Below are 18,904 nucleotides of genomic sequence, written 5' to 3' on the forward strand. Positions count from 1 at the left end.
CACGTCGAGTACGAAACCGCTGCCCGTCACTACGCGCACGTTGACTGCCCAGGCCACGCCGACTACATCAAGAACATGATCACCGGCGCTGCCCAGATGGACGGCGCGATCCTGGTGTGCTCCGCAGCTGACGGCCCGATGCCGCAGACCCGCGAACACATCCTGCTGGCCCGTCAGGTTGGCGTGCCTTACATCATCGTGTTCCTGAACAAGTGCGACCTGGTCGACGACGCAGAACTGCTGGAACTGGTGGAAATGGAAGTGCGCGAGCTGCTGTCCAAGTACGAGTTCCCTGGCGACGACCTGCCAATCATCAAAGGTTCGGCACGTATGGCACTGGAAGGTGCGGCTGGCGAAATGGGCGAAGAGTGCATCATCCGCCTGGCCGACGCACTGGACACCTACATCCCGACGCCTGAGCGCGCTGTGGACGGCGCCTTCCTGATGCCTGTGGAAGACGTGTTCTCGATCTCCGGCCGCGGTACCGTGGTGACCGGCCGTGTCGAACGCGGTATCATCAAGGTCGGCGAAGAAATCGAAATCGTCGGCATCATCGACACCGTGAAGACGACCTGCACCGGCGTGGAAATGTTCCGCAAGCTGCTGGACCAGGGTCAAGCTGGCGACAACGTCGGCCTGCTGCTGCGCGGCACCAAGCGTGAAGACGTGCAGCGTGGCCAGGTTCTGGCCAAGCCGGGTTCGATCAAGCCGCACAACCACTTCACCGGCGAGATCTATGTTCTGTCGAAGGATGAAGGCGGCCGTCACACCCCGTTCTTCAACAACTACCGTCCTCAGTTCTATTTCCGTACGACGGACGTGACCGGCTCGATCGAGCTGCCAGCGGACAAAGAGATGGTCATGCCGGGCGACAACGTGTCGATCACCGTCAAGCTGATCTCCCCGATCGCCATGGAAGAAGGCCTGCGCTTTGCAATCCGTGAAGGCGGCCGTACCGTCGGCGCGGGTGTCGTAGCCAAGATCCTGGGCTAATTAGTAGTAAAGAGTCCGCCAAGTAATGCTGGCGCCCAACAAAGTTGGGTGCTAGAATTACGGATTCCACTGTAAGTTTTACGTAGGGGCGTAGCTCAATTGGCAGAGCGTCGGTCTCCAAAACCGAAGGTTGGGGGTTCGATGCCCTCCGCCCCTGCCACCGAATTCTGGTGCAGGGCACCGAAAGTAAAAACGAATGTCTAATCAATCCGTGCAAACCGTTAGCACGAGCGGCGACAAGCTGAAAGTCGTGCTCGCGGTGGTTGCAGCGATTGCAGGCGTAGTCGGGTTCTTCTACCTGGCAGGTCAACCAACCCTGGTGCGGGCAGCCGCGCTTGTGGTTGGTTTGCTTATTTCCGTCGGCATTGCCTACACCTCCACTTCTGGCCGCGATTTCATCAATTTCTCGAAAGAAGCTGTTCGCGAAACCAAGAAAGTCGTCTGGCCTACGCGTAAAGAAGCAACGCAGATCACCCTGATCGTGTTTGCCTTTGTGGTGGTCATGGCAATGTTCCTGTGGGGAACGGATAAGCTGCTTGAATTCCTGTTGTACGATTTGATTCTGGGCTGGAAAAATTAAATGAGCGATAACGTGCAAGACGACGCAACCGACGCTCCTGTGCCAGGCGATGCGCCGGCGCAGGAGGCGGCTGCACCTGTCAGCGTGCCGGTTAGCAATAAGCGCTGGTACGTCGTGCATGCTTATTCCGGCATGGAAAAAAGCGTGCAGCGTGCCCTGACCGAGCGCGTCGAACGCGCCGGTATGCAGGACCAGTTTGGCCAGATCCTGGTGCCGACCGAGGAGGTCGTTGAAGTCCGGAATGGCCAGAAGTCCGTGACCGAACGCCGTTTCTTCCCGGGCTACGTGCTGGTGGAAATGGAAATGACGGACGAGACCTGGCACTTGGTGAAAAACACCGCCAAGGTCACCGGTTTCATCGGCGGCAAGTCGAACAAGCCGACGCCGATTCCGGCCCGCGAGATCGAAAAGATCATGACGCAGATGCAGGAAGGCGTCGAAAAGCCGCGGCCGAAAGTGCTGTACGAAGTGGGCGAGCAAGTCCGCATCAAGGATGGCCCGTTCACCGACTTCAACGGCAACGTCGAAGAAGTCAACTACGAGAAATCCAAAGTGCGCGTTTCCGTCACCATCTTCGGTCGCGCTACCCCCGTCGAGCTCGAATTCGGGCAGGTCGAGAAGGTCTGACCTGCCTCCCGCCTAACGGAGCGTTCAATCCGTACGAGGAGCCCTGCCAGTCAGTATCGGCGGGGCGCTACCACTCAAATCCAACGATAGGATAGCCATCATGGCAAAGAAAATCATTGGCTTTATCAAGCTGCAAGTACCAGCTGGTAAGGCAAACCCGTCTCCTCCGATCGGCCCGGCACTGGGTCAGCGCGGCCTGAACATCATGGAATTCTGCAAGGCGTTCAACGCCCAGACGCAAGGCCTCGAGCCAGGCATGCCGATTCCGGTGGTGATCACCGCCTTCGCCGACAAGTCCTTCACCTTCGTGATGAAGACCCCGCCGGCAACCTTCCTGATCAAGAAGCACTCGGGCGTGCAAAAAGGCTCTCCGAAGCCGCACACCGACAAGGTCGGCACGCTGACCCGCGCTCAAGCGGAAGAAATCGCAAAACTGAAGACCCCGGATCTGACCGCCGCCGACATGGAAGCCGCTGTGCGCACCATCGCTGGCTCGGCACGTTCGATGGGCATCACCGTTGAGGGCTTCTAATCATGGCAAAACTGTCCAAACGCGCTCAAGCCATCAAGGCTAAAGTAGACCGTACCAAGGTGTACGCTTTCGACAACGCTGTCACCCTGATCAAGGAACTGGCTACCGCCAAGTTCAACGAATCGATCGACGTGTCCGTCCAGCTGGGCGTGGACCCGAAGAAGTCGGATCAAGTGGTGCGTGGCTCCGTCGTGCTGCCAGCAGGCACCGGCAAGACCGTCCGCGTTGCCGTGTTCGCTTCCGGCGACAAGGCTGAAGCTGCCAAAGCAGCTGGCGCAGACGTGGTCGGCATGGAAGACCTGGCAGAACGCGTGAAGGCCGGCGACATGCCGTTCGACATCGTGATCGCTTCGCCTGACACCATGCGTATCGTCGGTACCCTGGGCCAGATCCTGGGCCCGCGCGGCCTGATGCCGAACCCGAAAGTCGGCACCGTGACGCCTGACGTGGCTACCGCCGTCAAGAACGCCAAAGCTGGTCAAGTGCAATACCGTACCGACAAGGCCGGTATCATCCACGCGACCATCGGCCGTAAATCGTTCAGCGACGCCGATCTGAAGACCAACCTGGTCGCTCTGATCGAAGCCCTGAACAAGGCCAAGCCGGCCTCGTCGAAAGGCGTGTACCTGCGCAAGGTCTCGCTGTCGTCGACGATGGGCGCAGGCGTCCGTGTCGATCACGGCACGCTGGCTGCTTAAGTACAGTATTAAGTCCCCGTGTCTGCCAGGTAACTGAAGCAGGCGTGGGGCAGATCTTTGGGCTGGTGGATCCGCAAGGGTTCGCCAGGCAATCAAAGACCGTTGGGCTGGAAGCAGCAGGCAGGTTTCCGGTTAATGACCAGTGATGGTCCCCAACGCAGATGGTGTACCCGAACAAGTTTTGCAGTCCATTGGACTCCTAACCTCGGACGCCGTTGTTCGAAACCGATGCGGAAATTTTTCTGCATCTCACAAGGAGATTGACCGTGGGTCTCAATCTGAATGACAAAAAGGCCGTTGTCGCCGAAGTTTCCGCAAAAGTAGCATCTGCGCAAACGATCGTCGTGGCTGAGTACCGTGGCATCCAGGTTGCTCACTTGACGAAACTCCGTGCAACCGCGCGTGCCCAGGGCGTGTACCTGCGTGTTCTGAAGAACACGCTGGCTCGTCGCTCTGTCGAAGGCACGCAGTTCGCCAACCTGGCCGATGCAATGACCGGTCCGCTGATCTACTCGATCTCGGATGATGCCGTGGCAGCAGCGAAAGTCATCAACGACTTCGCCAAAACCAACGACAAGCTGGTCGTCAAGGCAGGTAACTATGCAGGCAAGCAGCTCGACGTAGCTGGCGTGACTGCTCTGGCGAGCATCCCGAGCCGTGAAGTCCTCATCTCGCAGCTGTTGGGCGTCATGCTGGCACCGGTTTCCGGCTTTGCACGTGGTCTGGCTGCACTGGCAGCCAAGAAGAGCGAAGGTTCCGAAGCTGCTCCGGCGGCCGAAGAAACCGCAGCGGCTTAATTGCCAAACGTTCTCGTCAAGTAATCAATCTGTAGCATACAAATCAATTAGGAGTTTCAAATGGCAATTAGCAAAGACGATATCCTGAACGCAGTGTCCGAAATGTCCGTGATGGACCTGAACGACCTGGTCAAGGCATTCGAAGAGAAGTTCGGCGTGTCGGCAGCTGCAATGGCAGCTCCGGCAGCTGGCGGCGGCGCTGCTGCTGCTGCTGTTGAAGAGCAGACCGAGTTCAACCTGGTGCTGACCGAAGTCGGCGCGAACAAAGTCGGCGTCATCAAGGCAGTTCGTGAAATCACCGGTCTGGGCCTGAAAGAAGCCAAAGACGTGGTTGACGGCGCACCGAAGACCGTGAAAGAAGCCCTGTCGAAAGCTGACGCAGAAGCCGGCAAGAAGAAGCTGGAAGATGCTGGCGCCAAGGCCGACCTGAAGTAATTTAGTATCATAGGCGCCGGTATCATTTAGCGCCCGAGCCAAAGCCAGGCCCTCCCTCTTGAAGGGGGAGGGCCGGCTTTGGCTCCTTTGTCGTCCCTGCCGTATTTAGCAACAGCAGTTTAGCAACAGCAGTTTAGCAACATCAGTTTAGCAACATTGTTTAGCAGTATCCCTCGTCCCAGTACCTAGTCCCGACACGAGATGGTAGTGCCTTGAGGTTTCGCCTGAATGCCGTTCGGTTTCCACCGATTGCAAGCATACAAGCCGAAACCTGAATTTTCTACCCTTTCCTGTCACTCACGGAGTGTCCATGCACTACTCATTTACTGAGAAGAAGCGCATCCGCAAATCATTCGCGAAGCGCGCCAACGTCCACAACGTTCCGTTCCTGCTGGCGACCCAGCTCGAGTCGTACGAAAACTTCTTGCAAGAGCACACTCCGGTGGCAACCCGCAAGAACGAAGGTCTGCAATCGGCCTTTACTTCCATCTTCCCGATCGTTTCGCACAACGGCTTTGCACGCCTGGAGTTCCTGTCCTACGTGCTGGGCGACCCCGCCTTCGACGTGAAAGAGTGCCAGCTCCGTGGCCTGACCTTCGCTTCCCCGCTGCGTGCGAAAGTGCGCCTGGTGATCCTGGACAAGGAATCGCCGACCAAGCCGGTCGTCAAGGAAATGAAGGAACAGGAAGTCTACATGGGCGAACTGCCCCTGATGACGACCACCGGTTCGTTCGTGATCAATGGCACCGAGCGTGTCATCGTGTCGCAGCTGCACCGTTCCCCGGGCGTGTTCTTCGAACACGACCGCGGCAAGACGCACTCGTCCGGCAAGCTGCTGTTCTCGGCCCGTATCATTCCTTACCGCGGCTCGTGGCTGGACTTCGAGTTCGACCCGAAAGACATCCTGTACTTCCGCGTCGACCGTCGCCGCAAGATGCCGGTGTCGATCCTGCTGAAGGCCATCGGCATGACGCCGGAGCAGATCCTGGCGAACTTCTTCGTGTTCGACAACTTCAACCTGCGCTCGGAAGGCGGCGAACTCGAGTTCGTGGCCGAACGCCTGCGCGGCGAAGTCGCGCGCTTCGACATCGTCAATCCGAAAGATGGCAAGACGATCGTCACGAAGGACAAGCGGATCAATGCCAAGCACGTGCGTGAAATCGAAGCTGCCGGTATCGCTCACATTTCCGTGCCGGAAGACTACCTGCTGGGCCGCGTGCTGGCCAAGAACATCGTCGATCCGGAAACGGGCGAAGTGGTGGCCTCGGCCAACGACGAGCTGACCGAAGAGCTGCTGAACCGCCTGCGCGATGCCAACATCAGCGCGATCCAGACGCTGTACACCAACGACCTGGACCAGGGCGCCTACATCTCGCAGACGCTGCGTATCGATGACACGGCCGACCAGAACGCCGCCCGCGTGGCGATCTACCGCATGATGCGTCCTGGCGAACCGCCAACCGAAGAATCGGTGGAAGCGCTGTTCAACGGTCTGTTCTACAGCGCCGACCGCTACGACCTGTCCGCCGTCGGCCGCATGAAGTTCAACCGCCGCATCGGCCGTGACGAACTGACCGGCGCGATGACGCTGGCCAATGAAGACGTGCTGGCCGTGATCAAGATCCTCGTCGAGCTGCGCAATGGCCGCGGCGAAGTCGACGATATCGATCACCTGGGCAACCGCCGCGTGCGCTGCGTGGGCGAACTGGCCGAAAACCAGTTCCGCGCCGGCCTGGTGCGCGTGGAGCGCGCCGTCAAGGAACGCCTCGGCCAAGCCGAAGCGGACAACCTGATGCCGCATGACCTGATCAACAGCAAGCCGATTTCGGCCGCGATCCGCGAATTCTTCGGTTCGTCGCAGCTGTCGCAGTTCATGGACCAGACCAACCCGCTGTCCGAGATCACCCACAAGCGCCGTGTTTCCGCACTGGGCCCGGGCGGTCTGACGCGCGAACGTGCCGGCTTCGAGGTGCGCGACGTGCACCCGACCCACTACGGCCGCGTGTGCCCGATCGAAACGCCGGAAGGCCCGAACATCGGCCTGATCAACTCGCTGGCACTGTATGCCCGCCTGAACGAATACGGCTTCCTGGAAACCCCGTACCGCAAGGTCGAGAACTCCAAGGTCACCGACAAGATCGATTACCTGTCGGCAATCGAAGAAGGCCGCTACATCATTGCGCAGGCGAATGCCCGCATCAATGAAGAAGGCCAGCTGGACGACGAACTGGTGTCGGCCCGCGAAGCCGGCGAAACCATCCTGGTATCCCCTGAGCGCATCCAGTACATGGACGTGGCACCGGGCCAGATCGTTTCCGTGGCAGCCTCGCTGATTCCGTTCCTGGAACACGATGACGCGAACCGTGCACTGATGGGCGCCAACATGCAGCGCCAGGCCGTGCCTTGCCTGCGCCCTGAAAAAGCGCTGGTCGGTACCGGTATCGAACGCACCGTGGCGGTCGACTCCGGCACCACCGTGCAGGCGCTGCGTGGCGGCGTGGTGGACTACATCGATGCAGGCCGCGTGGTGATCCGCGTCAACGACGAAGAGGCGCAAGCCGGCGAAGTCGGTGTGGACATCTACAACCTGATCAAGTACACCCGTTCGAACCAGAACACCAACATCAACCAGCGTCCGATCGTGCAAGTGGGCGACCGCGTGGCCAAGGGCGACGTGATCGCCGACGGCGCATCGACCGACCTGGGCGAGCTGGCACTGGGCCAGAACATGACCGTGGCCTTCATGCCATGGAACGGCCTGAACTTCGAGGATTCGATCCTGATCTCGGAAAACGTCGTCAAGGACGACCGTTACACCTCGATCCACATCGAAGAACTGTCCGTGGTTGCTCGCGACACCAAGCTCGGTGCCGAAGAGATCACCCGCGACATCTCGAACCTGGCGGAAAACCAGCTGGCCCGCCTGGACGAATCGGGCATCGTGTACATCGGCGCCGAAGTGCAGGCCGGCGACACGCTGGTCGGTAAAGTGACGCCGAAGGGCGAAACGCAACTGACGCCGGAAGAAAAGCTGCTGCGTGCGATCTTCGGCGAAAAAGCGTCCGACGTGAAAGACACGTCGCTTCGCGTGCCGTCGGGCATGGTCGGTACCGTGATCGACGTGCAGGTGTTCACCCGCGAAGGCATCCCGCGCGACAAGCGTGCCCAGCAGATCATCGACGACGAGCTGAAGCGCTACCGCCTGGACCTGAACGACCAGATGCGTATCGTTGAAGGCGATGCCTTCCAGCGTCTGGAAAAGATGCTGATCGGTAAAGTCGTCAACGGCGGTCCGAAGAAGCTGGCGAAGGGTGCTGCGATCACCAAGGAATACCTGGCCGACCTGGACAAGTACCACTGGTTCGACATCCGCCCGGCGGACGACGACGCGGCAACCGCGCTGGAAGCGATCAAGGAATCGATCAACGAGAAGCGCCACCAGTTCGACCTGGCCTTCGAAGAGAAGCGCAAGAAGCTGACGCAGGGCGATGAACTGCAGCCTGGCGTGCAGAAGATGGTCAAGGTCTACCTGGCCGTCAAGCGCCGCCTGCAGTCGGGCGACAAGATGGCAGGCCGCCACGGTAACAAGGGTGTGGTCTCGCGTATCGTGCCGGTGGAAGACATGCCGTACATGGCCGACGGTACGCCGGCGGACGTGGTGCTGAACCCGCTGGGTGTTCCGTCCCGTATGAACGTGGGTCAGATCCTCGAGACCCACCTTGGCTGGGCAGCGAAGGGCCTGGGCATCCGTATCGGCGAAATGCTGGCACAGCAGATCAAGGTCGAAGAGATGCGCAAGTACCTGACGACCGTGTACAACGAGTCCGGTGCGAAGGAAGACATCGCCTCGCTGTCCGACGACGAGATCATGAAGCTGGCGGCCAACCTGAAGAAGGGTGTGCCGTTCGCGACGCCGGTGTTCGACGGTGCGCACGAATCGGAAATCCGCCGCATGCTGGACCTGGCGTATCCGGACGACATCGCCTCGAAGCTGGGCATGACCCCGTCCAAGAACCAGGTCACGATGTACGACGGCCGCACCGGCGAAGCATTCGAGCGCAAGGTTACCGTCGGCGTGATGCACATGCTGAAACTGCACCACCTGGTCGACGACAAGATGCACGCCCGTTCGACCGGTCCGTACTCGCTGGTGACGCAGCAGCCGCTGGGTGGTAAAGCCCAGTTCGGCGGCCAGCGCTTCGGTGAGATGGAGGTGTGGGCACTGGAAGCGTACGGCGCATCGTACGTGCTGCAGGAAATGCTGACCGTGAAGTCCGATGACGTGAATGGCCGTACCAAAGTGTACGAAAACCTCGTCAAGGGCGATCACGTGATCGATGCCGGCATGCCGGAATCGTTCAACGTGCTGGTGAAGGAAATCCGTTCCCTGGGTATCGATATCGACCTGGAACGCACCTAAGCCGCACGCCGCCCGATCAGCCTGGCTGGTCGGGCAACTTCAAGAATTCATCACTACCTGGAGTGATACATGAAAGCCCTGCTCGATTTATTCAAGCAAGTACAGACGAACGAGACCTTCGACGCGATCAAGATCGGTCTCGCCTCGCCTGAAAAAATCCGTTCGTGGTCCTACGGCGAAGTCAAGAAGCCGGAAACCATCAACTACCGTACCTTCAAGCCCGAGCGTGACGGCCTGTTCTGCGCCAAGATCTTTGGCCCGATCAAGGACTACGAGTGCCTGTGCGGCAAGTACAAGCGCCTGAAGCACCGCGGCGTGATCTGCGAGAAGTGCGGCGTGGAAGTCACGCTGGCCAAGGTGCGCCGCGAGCGCATGGGCCACATCGAACTGGCTTCGCCGGTCGCCCACATCTGGTTCCTGAAGTCGCTGCCGTCGCGCCTGGGCATGGTGCTGGACATGACGCTGCGCGATATCGAACGCGTGCTGTACTTCGAAGCATATGTCGTGACCGATCCGGGCATGACGCCGCTGAAGAAGTGCCAGATCATGTCGGAAGACGACTACGCCGCCAAGTACGAAGAGTACGGCGACGACTTCACCGCCTTCATGGGTGCCGAGGGTATCCGTGAACTGCTGCGCTCGATCGACATCCACCGCGATGCCGAAACGCTGCGCGTGGAACTGAAGGAATCGAAGTCCGAAGCGAAGATCAAGAAATACGCCAAGCGCCTGAAAGTGCTGGAAGCGTTCCAGCGTTCCGGTATCAAGCCGGACTGGATGATCATGGAAGTGCTGCCGGTGCTGCCGCCGGAACTGCGTCCGCTGGTCCCGCTGGATGGCGGCCGTTTCGCCACGTCCGACCTGAACGACCTGTACCGCCGCGTCATCAACCGTAATAACCGCCTGAAGCGCCTGATGGAACTGCGCGCGCCGGAAATCATTACGCGTAACGAAAAGCGCATGCTGCAGGAAGCAGTGGACTCGCTGCTGGACAACGGCCGTCGCGGCAAAGCGATGACCGGCGCCAACAAGCGTCCGCTGAAGTCGCTGGCTGAAATGATCAAGGGCAAGGGCGGCCGTTTCCGTCAGAACTTGCTGGGCAAGCGCGTCGACTACTCGGGCCGTTCGGTCATCGTGGTGGGTCCGCAGCTGAAACTGCACCAGTGCGGCCTGCCGAAGCTGATGGCCCTCGAACTGTTCAAGCCGTTCATCTTCAACAAGCTGGAACTGATGGGTCTCGCGACCACCATCAAGGCAGCGAAGAAGCTGGTCGAGCAGCAAGAACCGGTCGTCTGGGACATCCTGGAAGACGTGATCCGCGAACACCCGATCATGCTGAACCGTGCGCCGACGCTGCACCGCCTGGGTATCCAGGCATTCGAGCCGGTGCTGATCGAAGGCAAGGCGATCCAGCTGCACCCGCTGGTCTGCGCCGCGTTCAACGCCGACTTCGACGGTGACCAGATGGCAGTCCACGTGCCGCTGTCGATCGAGGCACAGATGGAAGCGCGCACGCTGATGCTGGCGTCGAACAACATCCTGTTCCCGTCGAACGGCGAACCGTCGATCGTGCCGTCCCAGGATATCGTGCTGGGCCTGTACTACGCGACCCGCGAGGCGATCAACGCCAAGGGCGAAGGCATGCTGTTCCCGGACGTGTCGGAAGTGATCCGCGCGTACGACAACAAGGAAGTGGAACTGGCGACCCGCATCACCGTGCGTATCGTCGAGAACCCACGCGATCCGGCGACGGGCGAGTTCGTCCGCACGCTCACCCGTTATGAAACGACGGTCGGCCGCGCGATCCTGTCCGAGATCCTGCCGAAAGGCCTGCCATTCAGCGTGCTGAACCGCCCGCTGAAGAAGAAAGAGATCTCGAAGCTGATCAACACGTCGTTCCGCAAGTGCGGTCTGCGCGCCACCGTGGTGTTCGCCGACCAGCTGATGCAGTCGGGCTTCCGCCTGGCAACCCGCGCCGGTATCTCGATCTGCGTGGACGACATGCTGGTGCCGGACGTGAAGAAGTCGCTGATCGCCACCGCCGAATCCGAAGTCAAGCAGATCGAGCAGCAGTACGCTTCCGGTCTGGTCACCGCGGGCGAGCGCTACAACAAGGTCGTCGACATCTGGGGCAAGACCTCCGATGAAGTCGGCAAGGCGATGATGGACCAGCTGAAGGTGGAAGACGTCGTCAAGCGCGACGGCACCCAGTCGACCCAGGAATCGTTCAACGCGATTTACATGATGGCCGACTCGGGCGCCCGCGGTTCCGCGGCGCAGATTCGCCAGCTGGCCGGTATGCGCGGCCTGATGGCGAAGCCGGACGGTTCCATTATCGAAACGCCGATTACCGCGAACTTCCGCGAAGGCCTGAACGTTCTGCAGTACTTCATCTCGACCCACGGCGCTCGTAAAGGTCTGGCCGATACGGCACTGAAGACGGCAAACTCGGGTTACCTGACGCGCCGCCTGGTCGACGTGACGCAGGATCTGGTCGTGATCGAAGACGACTGCAACACGTCCAACGGCACGCTGATGAAGGCGATGGTCGAAGGCGGTGAAGTCATCGAGGCACTGCGCGACCGTATCCTGGGCCGCGTGGCACTCAACGACGTGGTCAATCCTGAAACCCAGGAAACCGTGTACGAAGCCGGCACGCTGCTGGACGAAGACATGGTCGAGGACATCGAGCGCCTGGGCATCGACGAAGTCAAGGTCCGCACGCCGCTGACCTGCGACACCCGTTTCGGCCTGTGCGCGAAGTGCTACGGCCGTGACCTGGGCCGCGGCCAGCTGGTCAATACCGGCGAAGCCGTCGGTGTCGTGGCGGCACAGTCGATCGGTGAGCCGGGTACCCAGCTGACGATGCGTACGTTCCACATCGGTGGTGCGGCATCGCGCGCTGCGGTGGCCTCGTCCGTCGAAGCCAAGTCGAACGGCACCGTGCGCTTCACCGCCACGATGCGTTACGTTACCAACGGCAAGGGCTCCCAGATCGTCATTTCGCGTTCCGGCGAAGTGCTGATCACGGATGACCATGGCCGTGAGCGCGAGCGCCACAAGGTGCCGTACGGCGCCACGCTGATCGTCAAGGATGGCATGACCATCAAGGCCGGCGTGCCGCTGGCAACGTGGGATCCGCTGACCCGTCCGATCATTACCGAGTACGCCGGTACGGTGCGTTTCGAGAACGTCGAAGAAGGCGTGACCGTGGCTCGCCAGGTGGACGAAGTGACCGGCCTGGCAACCCTCGTCGTGATCGACGCGAAGCGCCGTGGTTCGCTGACCAAGACCGTTCGTCCGCAGGTGAAACTGCTGAACGAAGAAGGCGCGGAAGTGAAGATCGCCGGCACCGAACACGCCGTGGCGATCGGCTTCCAGGTCGGCGCGCTGATCATGGTGAAGGATGGCCAGCAGGTATCGGTGGGTGAAGTGCTGGCACGTATCCCGACCGAATCGCAGAAGACCCGCGACATTACCGGTGGTCTGCCGCGCGTTGCCGAACTGTTCGAAGCTCGTTCGCCGAAAGATGCCGGCATGCTGGCGGAAGTCACCGGTACGGTGGCGTTCGGTAAAGAGACGAAGGGCAAGCAGCGCCTGGAAATCACCGACATGGACGGCAACAAGCACGAGTTCCTGATCACGAAGGACAAGCAGGTGCTGGTGCACGACGGCCAGGTGGTGAACAAGGGCGAGATGATCGTGGACGGCCCGGCCGATCCGCAAGACATCCTGCGCCTGCTGGGTATCGAAGCACTGGCCCGCTACATCGTCGACGAAGTGCAGGACGTGTACCGTCTGCAGGGCGTGAAGATCAACGACAAGCACATCGAGGTGATCGTTCGCCAGATGCTGCGCCGTGTCCAGATCACCAACGCCGGCGACACCGACTACATCGTCGGCGAGCAGGTGGAACGTTCGGAACTGCTGGACGAGAACGACAAGATGAACGCCGTGGCGAAGCTGCCGGCAACGTACGAAAACGTGCTGCTGGGTATTACCAAGGCATCGCTGTCGACCGACTCGTTCATCTCGGCCGCATCGTTCCAGGAAACCACGCGCGTGCTGACCGAAGCTGCGATCATGGGCAAGCGCGATGGCCTGCGCGGCCTGAAGGAAAACGTGATCGTCGGCCGCCTGATCCCTGGCGGTACCGGCCTGGCCTTCCACCGCGCCCGCCGCGAGAAGGAAGTCTGGGAAGCGGAAGAACGCAACGCCCTGCTGCAAGCCGAGCGCGCAGCGCAAGCAAGCACGGAGCTGGAAGCGCTGGAAACCCCGGCCGAACAGCACCACGAGGGCGGCGAAGGCTGATCCTTACCGTAGCCTTCGGGCTGCACATGAAAACGGCACCGAAAGGTGCCGTTTTTTTTTCGCCCGGTTCCTGCCGCGGGAGCCGCAAGCGGCTAGCGCCGCTGCTTCAGCGCACCAGCAGCATTCTCGTCCGCCGTGGTCAGGGCATTCGTCTCCACGATGACGAGATAATTCCCGGAGCTCGCCGGCTCCCAGCGCCACTCGGCGGCGATGACCGTCGTTGCGATCGTTCCCATCAGGATGATAACGGCCTGCCAGTAAGCTCGGTTCATGGATGACTCCCTTATTCGGTACGGGCATCCGTCTTGTTAATGCCCACAGGAAATGCCATCCTACTCAGCCAACAAGTCTCCATTTTGATCTGGCGCAAACATTGCCAAACATCATCAACATCCGTCGCACTACCGCACCGGCTTGCCGTCGTTATCCAGCACCACGATGTCGCCCCAGCCCAGCGCGCGGATGCCCGGCTCGATCCTCTTCAGGTCGCCCACCACCAGCCAGACCACGTCGTCCGGCCGGATGAATTTGCCGGCAGCGCCGGCCAGTTGCGGGGCCTGCAAGGTGCGCATATTGGCGGCGTAGTTGGCCCAGTAGTCCTCCGGCAACCCCAGGTTGATCGTCTCCAGCGCCGCCGATTCCAGCGCGCTGATCGTCTCGAAGCGCCCGGCCAGCCGCGACGTCATGTTGCGCATGATGCTCGTGAACTCGTCTCCCGCGATCGGCCGTTTGCCGGCGATGTCGCGGATTTCCTTGCTCACTTCGATCATCGATTCTTTCGTCTTGTCCGACTGCACGGCGATCAGGGTAAAGAAATTGCGCGGGCCGCGCACGCTGGTCAGCCGGCCCACGCCGCCGTAGCTCCAGTGCTTGTCCAGCCGCAGGTTGCGGTTCAGGCGGGACGTCGCCATGCCGCCGAAGTTCTGCATCACCGGTTCCATTGCCAGGTCTTCCGGCTGGCGCGGCGGCAGCGACAGGTGGCCGGCCAGGATCGTCGATTGCAGCGCGTCGGGTTTGTCGATCAGGTAGATCCGCTTCGCCGGAACCGCAGCGGGGGCCGTGGCGGCGGCTTTAGCGGGAGCGCTGCCGGCCTGCCATTTGCCGAACGACGCTTCCAGCAGCGGCACCACCTGCGCCAGCGTGGTGTCGCCGGTCACGACGATCGTGGTACTGCCGGGCTTGAACCATTCGCGATGCCAGCGAACCAGGTCTTCGCGTGCAAGGCCCGCCACCGAGTGCTCGAAACCGGAAGCGGGGAGTCCATAGCTGTTGCCTGCACCGTACAGGATCGCCGGCAGCGTCCGCAGCGCCAGTGCGTTCGGCTGCGCCTTTTCCTGCGCAATGCCGGCCAGCCGGCGCTGTTTCGCCAGCGCGAACTGGTCGGCCGGGAACGCCGGCGCCAGCGCCGCTTCGGCCAGCAGCGCCAGCGACGGCGCCAGGTTGGCCGCCGTGGCATGCAGCCGCACCGCCGACATGTCCGGGCCCGTGCCGGTGTAGAGCCGCGCACCCAGCGATTCAAGCGCGTCGGACATCTGGTAGGCGTCACGTGACTTGGTTCCCTTGTCCAGCAGCTCCAGCGTCAGCGATGCCAGCCCGGCTTTTTCCGGCGTGTCGGCTGCCGTGCCGGCATCGATCGCCAGCGCCACGTTGACGATCGGTGCCGAGTGGCGCTCCAGCAGCACCACCTTCAGGCCATTGGACAGCGTGGCCTTCTGCATTGCCGGGAATGTCACATCGGGCGCGTTGCCGAGGGCCGGCAGCACCTTCCGGTCGAGCGCCGAGGCCGCCGCGGAGACCCTGGCGAACGGCTTCACCGTCATCGTGTAGTGGGGCGCGCGCAGCCATTGCGCGGCCGTCGCCTCCAGGGCGGCCGGCTGGGCGGCGGACAGCGTATCGAGCTGCTTCAGGTAGGCGTCCGGCGTGCCGCCGTAGGTCATGCTTTCGGCCAGCACATCCGAGCGGCCGCCGAAGCCGCCCAGGCGTTCGATGCCGCGCGCGAACGCCGCCAGCGTGCTGGCCTTGACGCGCGCCACCTCCCGCGCGGTCGGCCCCTTGTCCAGCAGTTCGGCCAGCACGGCATCGAGTTCTTTTTCCACCAGGGCCGGATCGACACCGGGCGTCACCGTGACGGCGATGTCGAACGTGCTCGACAGTTCACTGACGTCGACACCCGCCGACACGCCGGTCGCCAGTTTCTTCTCGTCGATCAGCCGGCGGTTCAGCCGCGCATTCCTTGAGTTCGCCAGCACGTCGGAAACCATGCCGAGCTTTACCACATCGGTGTCGCGCCAGCCCGGCACATGCCAGCTGCGATAGATGCGCGCCTGCGGCACGCGGTCTTCCATTTCGTCGCGCATGCTGCGTTCCAGCTTCGGAACCCACGCCTCCAGGCGCGGTAGCGGCGGTCCGGGCGGGATCGATTCAAAATATTTCTTCACGAGCTCCAGCGCACGCTCCGGGGAGATGTCGCCGGCCAGTGAGATCACCGCGTTATTCGGGCCGTAATAGGTTCGGTACCACTCGCGGATATCCTCCAGCGATGCGGCCGCCAGGTCGTCCATGCTGCCGATCACCGGCCAGGAATACGGGTGCGAATACGGGTACATCTTCGCCGATTTTTCCAGGTGCACCCGGCCATACGGCTGGTTTTCTCCCTGGCGCTTTTCGTTCTGCACCACGCCGCGTTCCCGCTCCAGCATTTCCTTCGATATGTAATTGCCGAGAAAACCCATCCGGTCCGCTTCCAGGTACAGCGTGCGCTCGAGCGCGGACACGGGCACATCCTCGAAGAAGTTGGTACGGTCGGTATTGGTGGTGCCGTTGCGGTTATTGGCTCCCAGGTCGTCCATCGCTTCACGGAAGCCGTGCGGATGGTTTTCCGAGCCGTTGAAGAAGAAGTGCTCGAACAGGTGCGCAAAGCCGGTCTTGCCGCGCTTTTCGTTGCGCGAGCCCACGTGGTACCAGATATTCACGCCCACGACCGGCACGCTGCGGTCTTCATGCACGATCAGCGTCAGCCCGTTCTGCAGCACGAATTTCTTGTGGGGGATGACATAAGCCTGCCGTTGATATGGCGCGGCAGCCGGGGTATTGATTGCCGGCGGTGCGGCCAGGGTTCCAGCGCTGATGCAAGCCGCCAGCAAGGCGAAGATAATCGTGCGTTTCATGGGGTTCCCCGAGGTGAAGGACCAGGGCATTGTAGCGTGTCGAAACGGCAATAACGCGCCGATCGTCCCCGGCCATCATGCTAAGATTTGGTCCATGATCCCATCTGCCCTGTTTACTCCCGCCCAGCAAAAACTGCTGGGTTTGTTGTTTGTACGGGTGAATGAAGGATTTCACCTCAACGAAATCATGCGCCAGACAGGGCTCGGCAGCGCATCGGCGCAGCGCGAACTGAAGCGGCTGCACGAGTCGGGCCTGATCGTGTCGGAGCGGATCGGCAATGTGCGCCAATTCCGGCCGAACAAGGAAAGTCCCGTCTACGAAGAATTGACGAGCATCGTCAAGAAAACCTTCGGCCTGCTCAGCGTATTGCATTCCACCTTGGGGCCGCTGCGCAAGTCGCTGAATGTCGCCTTCGTGTACGGGAAAACGGCCAGGGAACAGGAAGCGACGCCGGATGCCGTCGAGCTGTTGCTGATCGGCGAAAACACCACGTATGGGGAACTGCTGAGCCGGATGCCGGTGGCGGAGCGGCTGTTGCGCCGCAAGATCAATCCCAACCTCTATTCGCTGCCCGATTTCAAGCGGCGCGTGCGCGAACAGCAGGGTTTCATCCTGAACGTGCTGGAAGAACGCAAGATGTTCGTACTGGGCGATGAAGCGGACCTGGATCGCATCGTGCAGGATGCGCAGGCGGATCGATAACGCCTGGATCGATAACGCCTGGATCAATAACGCTTACTTGGCCCGGTCGGGTAACGGGAAGTCATCGGCCAGGCGCTGGCCGGTGGCCTGCGCCGGTAACGCGCGCTCCAGCGGGAACCCCAGCGCGAAACGGGTATATCTGCCCACCTCGGATTCGCAGGAGATCGTGCCGCCGAACGCGGTGACCACCTTGTGGCAGAACGCCAGCCCCATGCCGGTGCCGCCGCCTGTCTTGCGCGTCGTGTAGAACGGTTCGAACACGTGCGGCAGCACATCGGCGGCAATGCCGTGGCCCGTATCGGTAACGATCAGCATATTCTGGTCGAAGTCACGGTAGCATTCGATCACCACCGCGCCTTCGCCCTTCGATTTCAGCGCGTGCAGCGCATTCTTCAGCAGGTTGTACAGCACGTACACGAGCAGCGTATCCGACCCATAGAAGCGGAAATCGTCGCTCAGCCGCACGCTGACCCTGGCCCGCTCGCGCTCGGCGAACGGGTAGCAGGCCAGCGCTTCGTCGACCACTTTCTTGATCGAGTGCATGGTGAAATTGTCGCGTTCCAGTGAACCCACGCGCGCCGATGCCAGCAGCATGTCGACGATGAAGTTCGAGCGCGATACCTCGGCCTCGATATGCCGCGCGATCTCGCTCAGGTATTCCAGCTGTTCCTCGTTCAGGCCGGGCGCCTGCGAGCGCCGGTAGCCGGCGATCAATTCGGGCAGGTTGCGCGCCAGCACCCGCGACTGGCTGCGGATGGTTGCCAGCGGCGTGCGCACCTCGTGCGCGATGCTGGCCGCCGTGGCCAGCGGATCGGCCAGCAGGTTGTGCCGCACCATGGCCTGCGCGATCAGGCCCAGGCTGGCGGCGATGAACAGCACGCCCGGGGGATAGAACTCCACCCCGTAATTGCACAGGTAGTCGATGGACGCCACGGCATAGATCAGGATGCTGACGAGGCAGTAGCGCAGCCGCGCCTTTTCCGTCGACAGCGCCACCTGCTGGCGGCGGTACAACAGGTAAAGGCCGCGCAGGATCACCGCAGCCGTCTGCAGCAGGTGCACCGGATGCAGCCAGCCGGCCCGCGGATAGAAGCCGTAAAAATACGTATACAGGCCGGACAGCAGCCAGTCGGTCGTGGGAATCAGCAGTGCCAGCAGGGCTGCCAGCGCATAACTGGCATGCACGAACGGGCGCTCGCTGCGGCGGCCCGTCAGTTCGGCGATGAAGTGGTACAGCGTGGTGGGCAGGAACAGGATCGGCAGGTAACCGAGGCGCACGAGCATCAGCGCCGTGTCGGCATTCTTGACCTGGAACATCAGCGCCCACGCAGCCTGCCAGCAGAACGTGGTAATGCAAATAAGGAAGAAGGTCAGGCTGGCGCGATTGACGCCGCGCGAATTCAGCACATACACGCCGTAGCTGATGAATACCAGCGATACCAATCCCGGCAAGATCGAATACATGCGTGCGCTCCCTCGGAATTTACAGTGAACAGGCAAGCGATCTTAGCAACAGAAAATGGCGAAGTGCGTACCGAGTTCCCCGAAATTGGCTAAACGTTGCGCTTAGTCAAAAGCGAATAATGCTTTAAGGCAAAAAGTAGAGGTGTTCGGCATCGTGTCGAGCACCTGCCGGCGGCC

The 18,904-nt window shown here is 61.2% G+C and carries 13 protein-coding genes and 1 tRNA gene; 11 read left to right on the forward strand and 3 right to left on the reverse strand.

The features are described 5' to 3' along the window. The 10 genes from tuf to rpoC form a co-directional block, all read left to right on the forward strand. Window positions 1-993, forward strand: a 993-nt coding sequence (gene tuf, locus ACY34H_RS25510) for an elongation factor Tu (RefSeq protein WP_464980270.1), incomplete at its 5' end; no start/stop codon positions are given. An 84-nt stretch (window positions 994-1,077) separates the two neighbouring features. Next, window positions 1,078-1,153, forward strand: a tRNA-Trp gene (locus tag ACY34H_RS25515). Between the two features lie 36 nt (window positions 1,154-1,189). Further along, window positions 1,190-1,573: a preprotein translocase subunit SecE gene (gene secE / locus ACY34H_RS25520; RefSeq protein WP_464980271.1), complete on the forward strand. Its 384-nt coding sequence runs from the start codon at window positions 1,190-1,192 to the stop codon at window positions 1,571-1,573. After that, window positions 1,574-2,200, forward strand: a complete 627-nt coding sequence (gene nusG / locus ACY34H_RS25525; protein ID WP_464980272.1) for a transcription termination/antitermination protein NusG — start codon at window positions 1,574-1,576, stop codon at window positions 2,198-2,200. It begins immediately after the preceding gene. A 100-nt stretch (window positions 2,201-2,300) separates the two neighbouring features. After that, window positions 2,301-2,732, forward strand: a complete 432-nt coding sequence (gene rplK, locus ACY34H_RS25530) for a 50S ribosomal protein L11 (RefSeq protein WP_130186598.1) — start codon at window positions 2,301-2,303, stop codon at window positions 2,730-2,732. 2 nt (window positions 2,733-2,734) lie between these two features. Beyond that, window positions 2,735-3,430, forward strand: a complete 696-nt coding sequence (gene rplA / locus ACY34H_RS25535; protein ID WP_464980273.1) for a 50S ribosomal protein L1 — start codon at window positions 2,735-2,737, stop codon at window positions 3,428-3,430. Between the two features lie 266 nt (window positions 3,431-3,696). Beyond that, on the forward strand, window positions 3,697-4,227 hold the full coding sequence (gene rplJ, locus ACY34H_RS25540) for a 50S ribosomal protein L10 (protein WP_131149375.1): 531 nt from the start codon (window positions 3,697-3,699) through the stop codon (window positions 4,225-4,227). A gap of 60 nt (window positions 4,228-4,287) precedes the next feature. Further along, window positions 4,288-4,662: a 50S ribosomal protein L7/L12 gene (gene rplL, locus ACY34H_RS25545; RefSeq protein ID WP_130186596.1), complete on the forward strand. Its 375-nt coding sequence runs from the start codon at window positions 4,288-4,290 to the stop codon at window positions 4,660-4,662. A 310-nt stretch (window positions 4,663-4,972) separates the two neighbouring features. Continuing rightward, window positions 4,973-9,082, forward strand: a complete 4,110-nt coding sequence (rpoB, locus tag ACY34H_RS25550; RefSeq protein ID WP_464980274.1) for a DNA-directed RNA polymerase subunit beta — start codon at window positions 4,973-4,975, stop codon at window positions 9,080-9,082. Between the two features lie 69 nt (window positions 9,083-9,151). Further along, entirely contained in the window at window positions 9,152-13,393 is a 4,242-nt protein-coding gene (gene rpoC / locus ACY34H_RS25555; RefSeq protein ID WP_464980275.1) for a DNA-directed RNA polymerase subunit beta', read from the forward strand. A 92-nt stretch (window positions 13,394-13,485) separates the two neighbouring features. Here rpoC and ACY34H_RS25560 read toward each other — a convergent pair whose 3' ends face one another. Then, window positions 13,486-13,665, reverse strand: coding sequence for a hypothetical protein (locus tag ACY34H_RS25560; protein ID WP_464980276.1), 180 nt, complete (start codon window positions 13,663-13,665; stop codon window positions 13,486-13,488). 129 nt (window positions 13,666-13,794) lie between these two features. Continuing rightward, entirely contained in the window at window positions 13,795-16,560 is a 2,766-nt protein-coding gene (locus tag ACY34H_RS25565; RefSeq protein ID WP_464980277.1) for a M16 family metallopeptidase, read from the reverse strand. Between ACY34H_RS25565 and ACY34H_RS25570 the strand changes: the two genes are divergently transcribed. Continuing rightward, complete coding sequence (locus tag ACY34H_RS25570) at window positions 16,520-17,263, forward strand: ArsR family transcriptional regulator (RefSeq protein ID WP_464980278.1); 744 nt, start codon at window positions 16,520-16,522, stop codon at window positions 17,261-17,263. The two genes, ACY34H_RS25565 and ACY34H_RS25570, sit on opposite strands and share 41 nt — an antisense overlap. A 33-nt stretch (window positions 17,264-17,296) precedes the next feature. On the opposite strand, the gene ACY34H_RS25575 is transcribed toward ACY34H_RS25570, so the two are convergent. After that, entirely contained in the window at window positions 17,297-18,727 is a 1,431-nt protein-coding gene (locus ACY34H_RS25575) for a sensor histidine kinase (RefSeq protein ID WP_464980279.1), read from the reverse strand. Window positions 18,728-18,904: the final 177 nt, after the last annotated feature.

This window comes from Pseudoduganella sp. jia 9 (assembly GCF_055502615.1).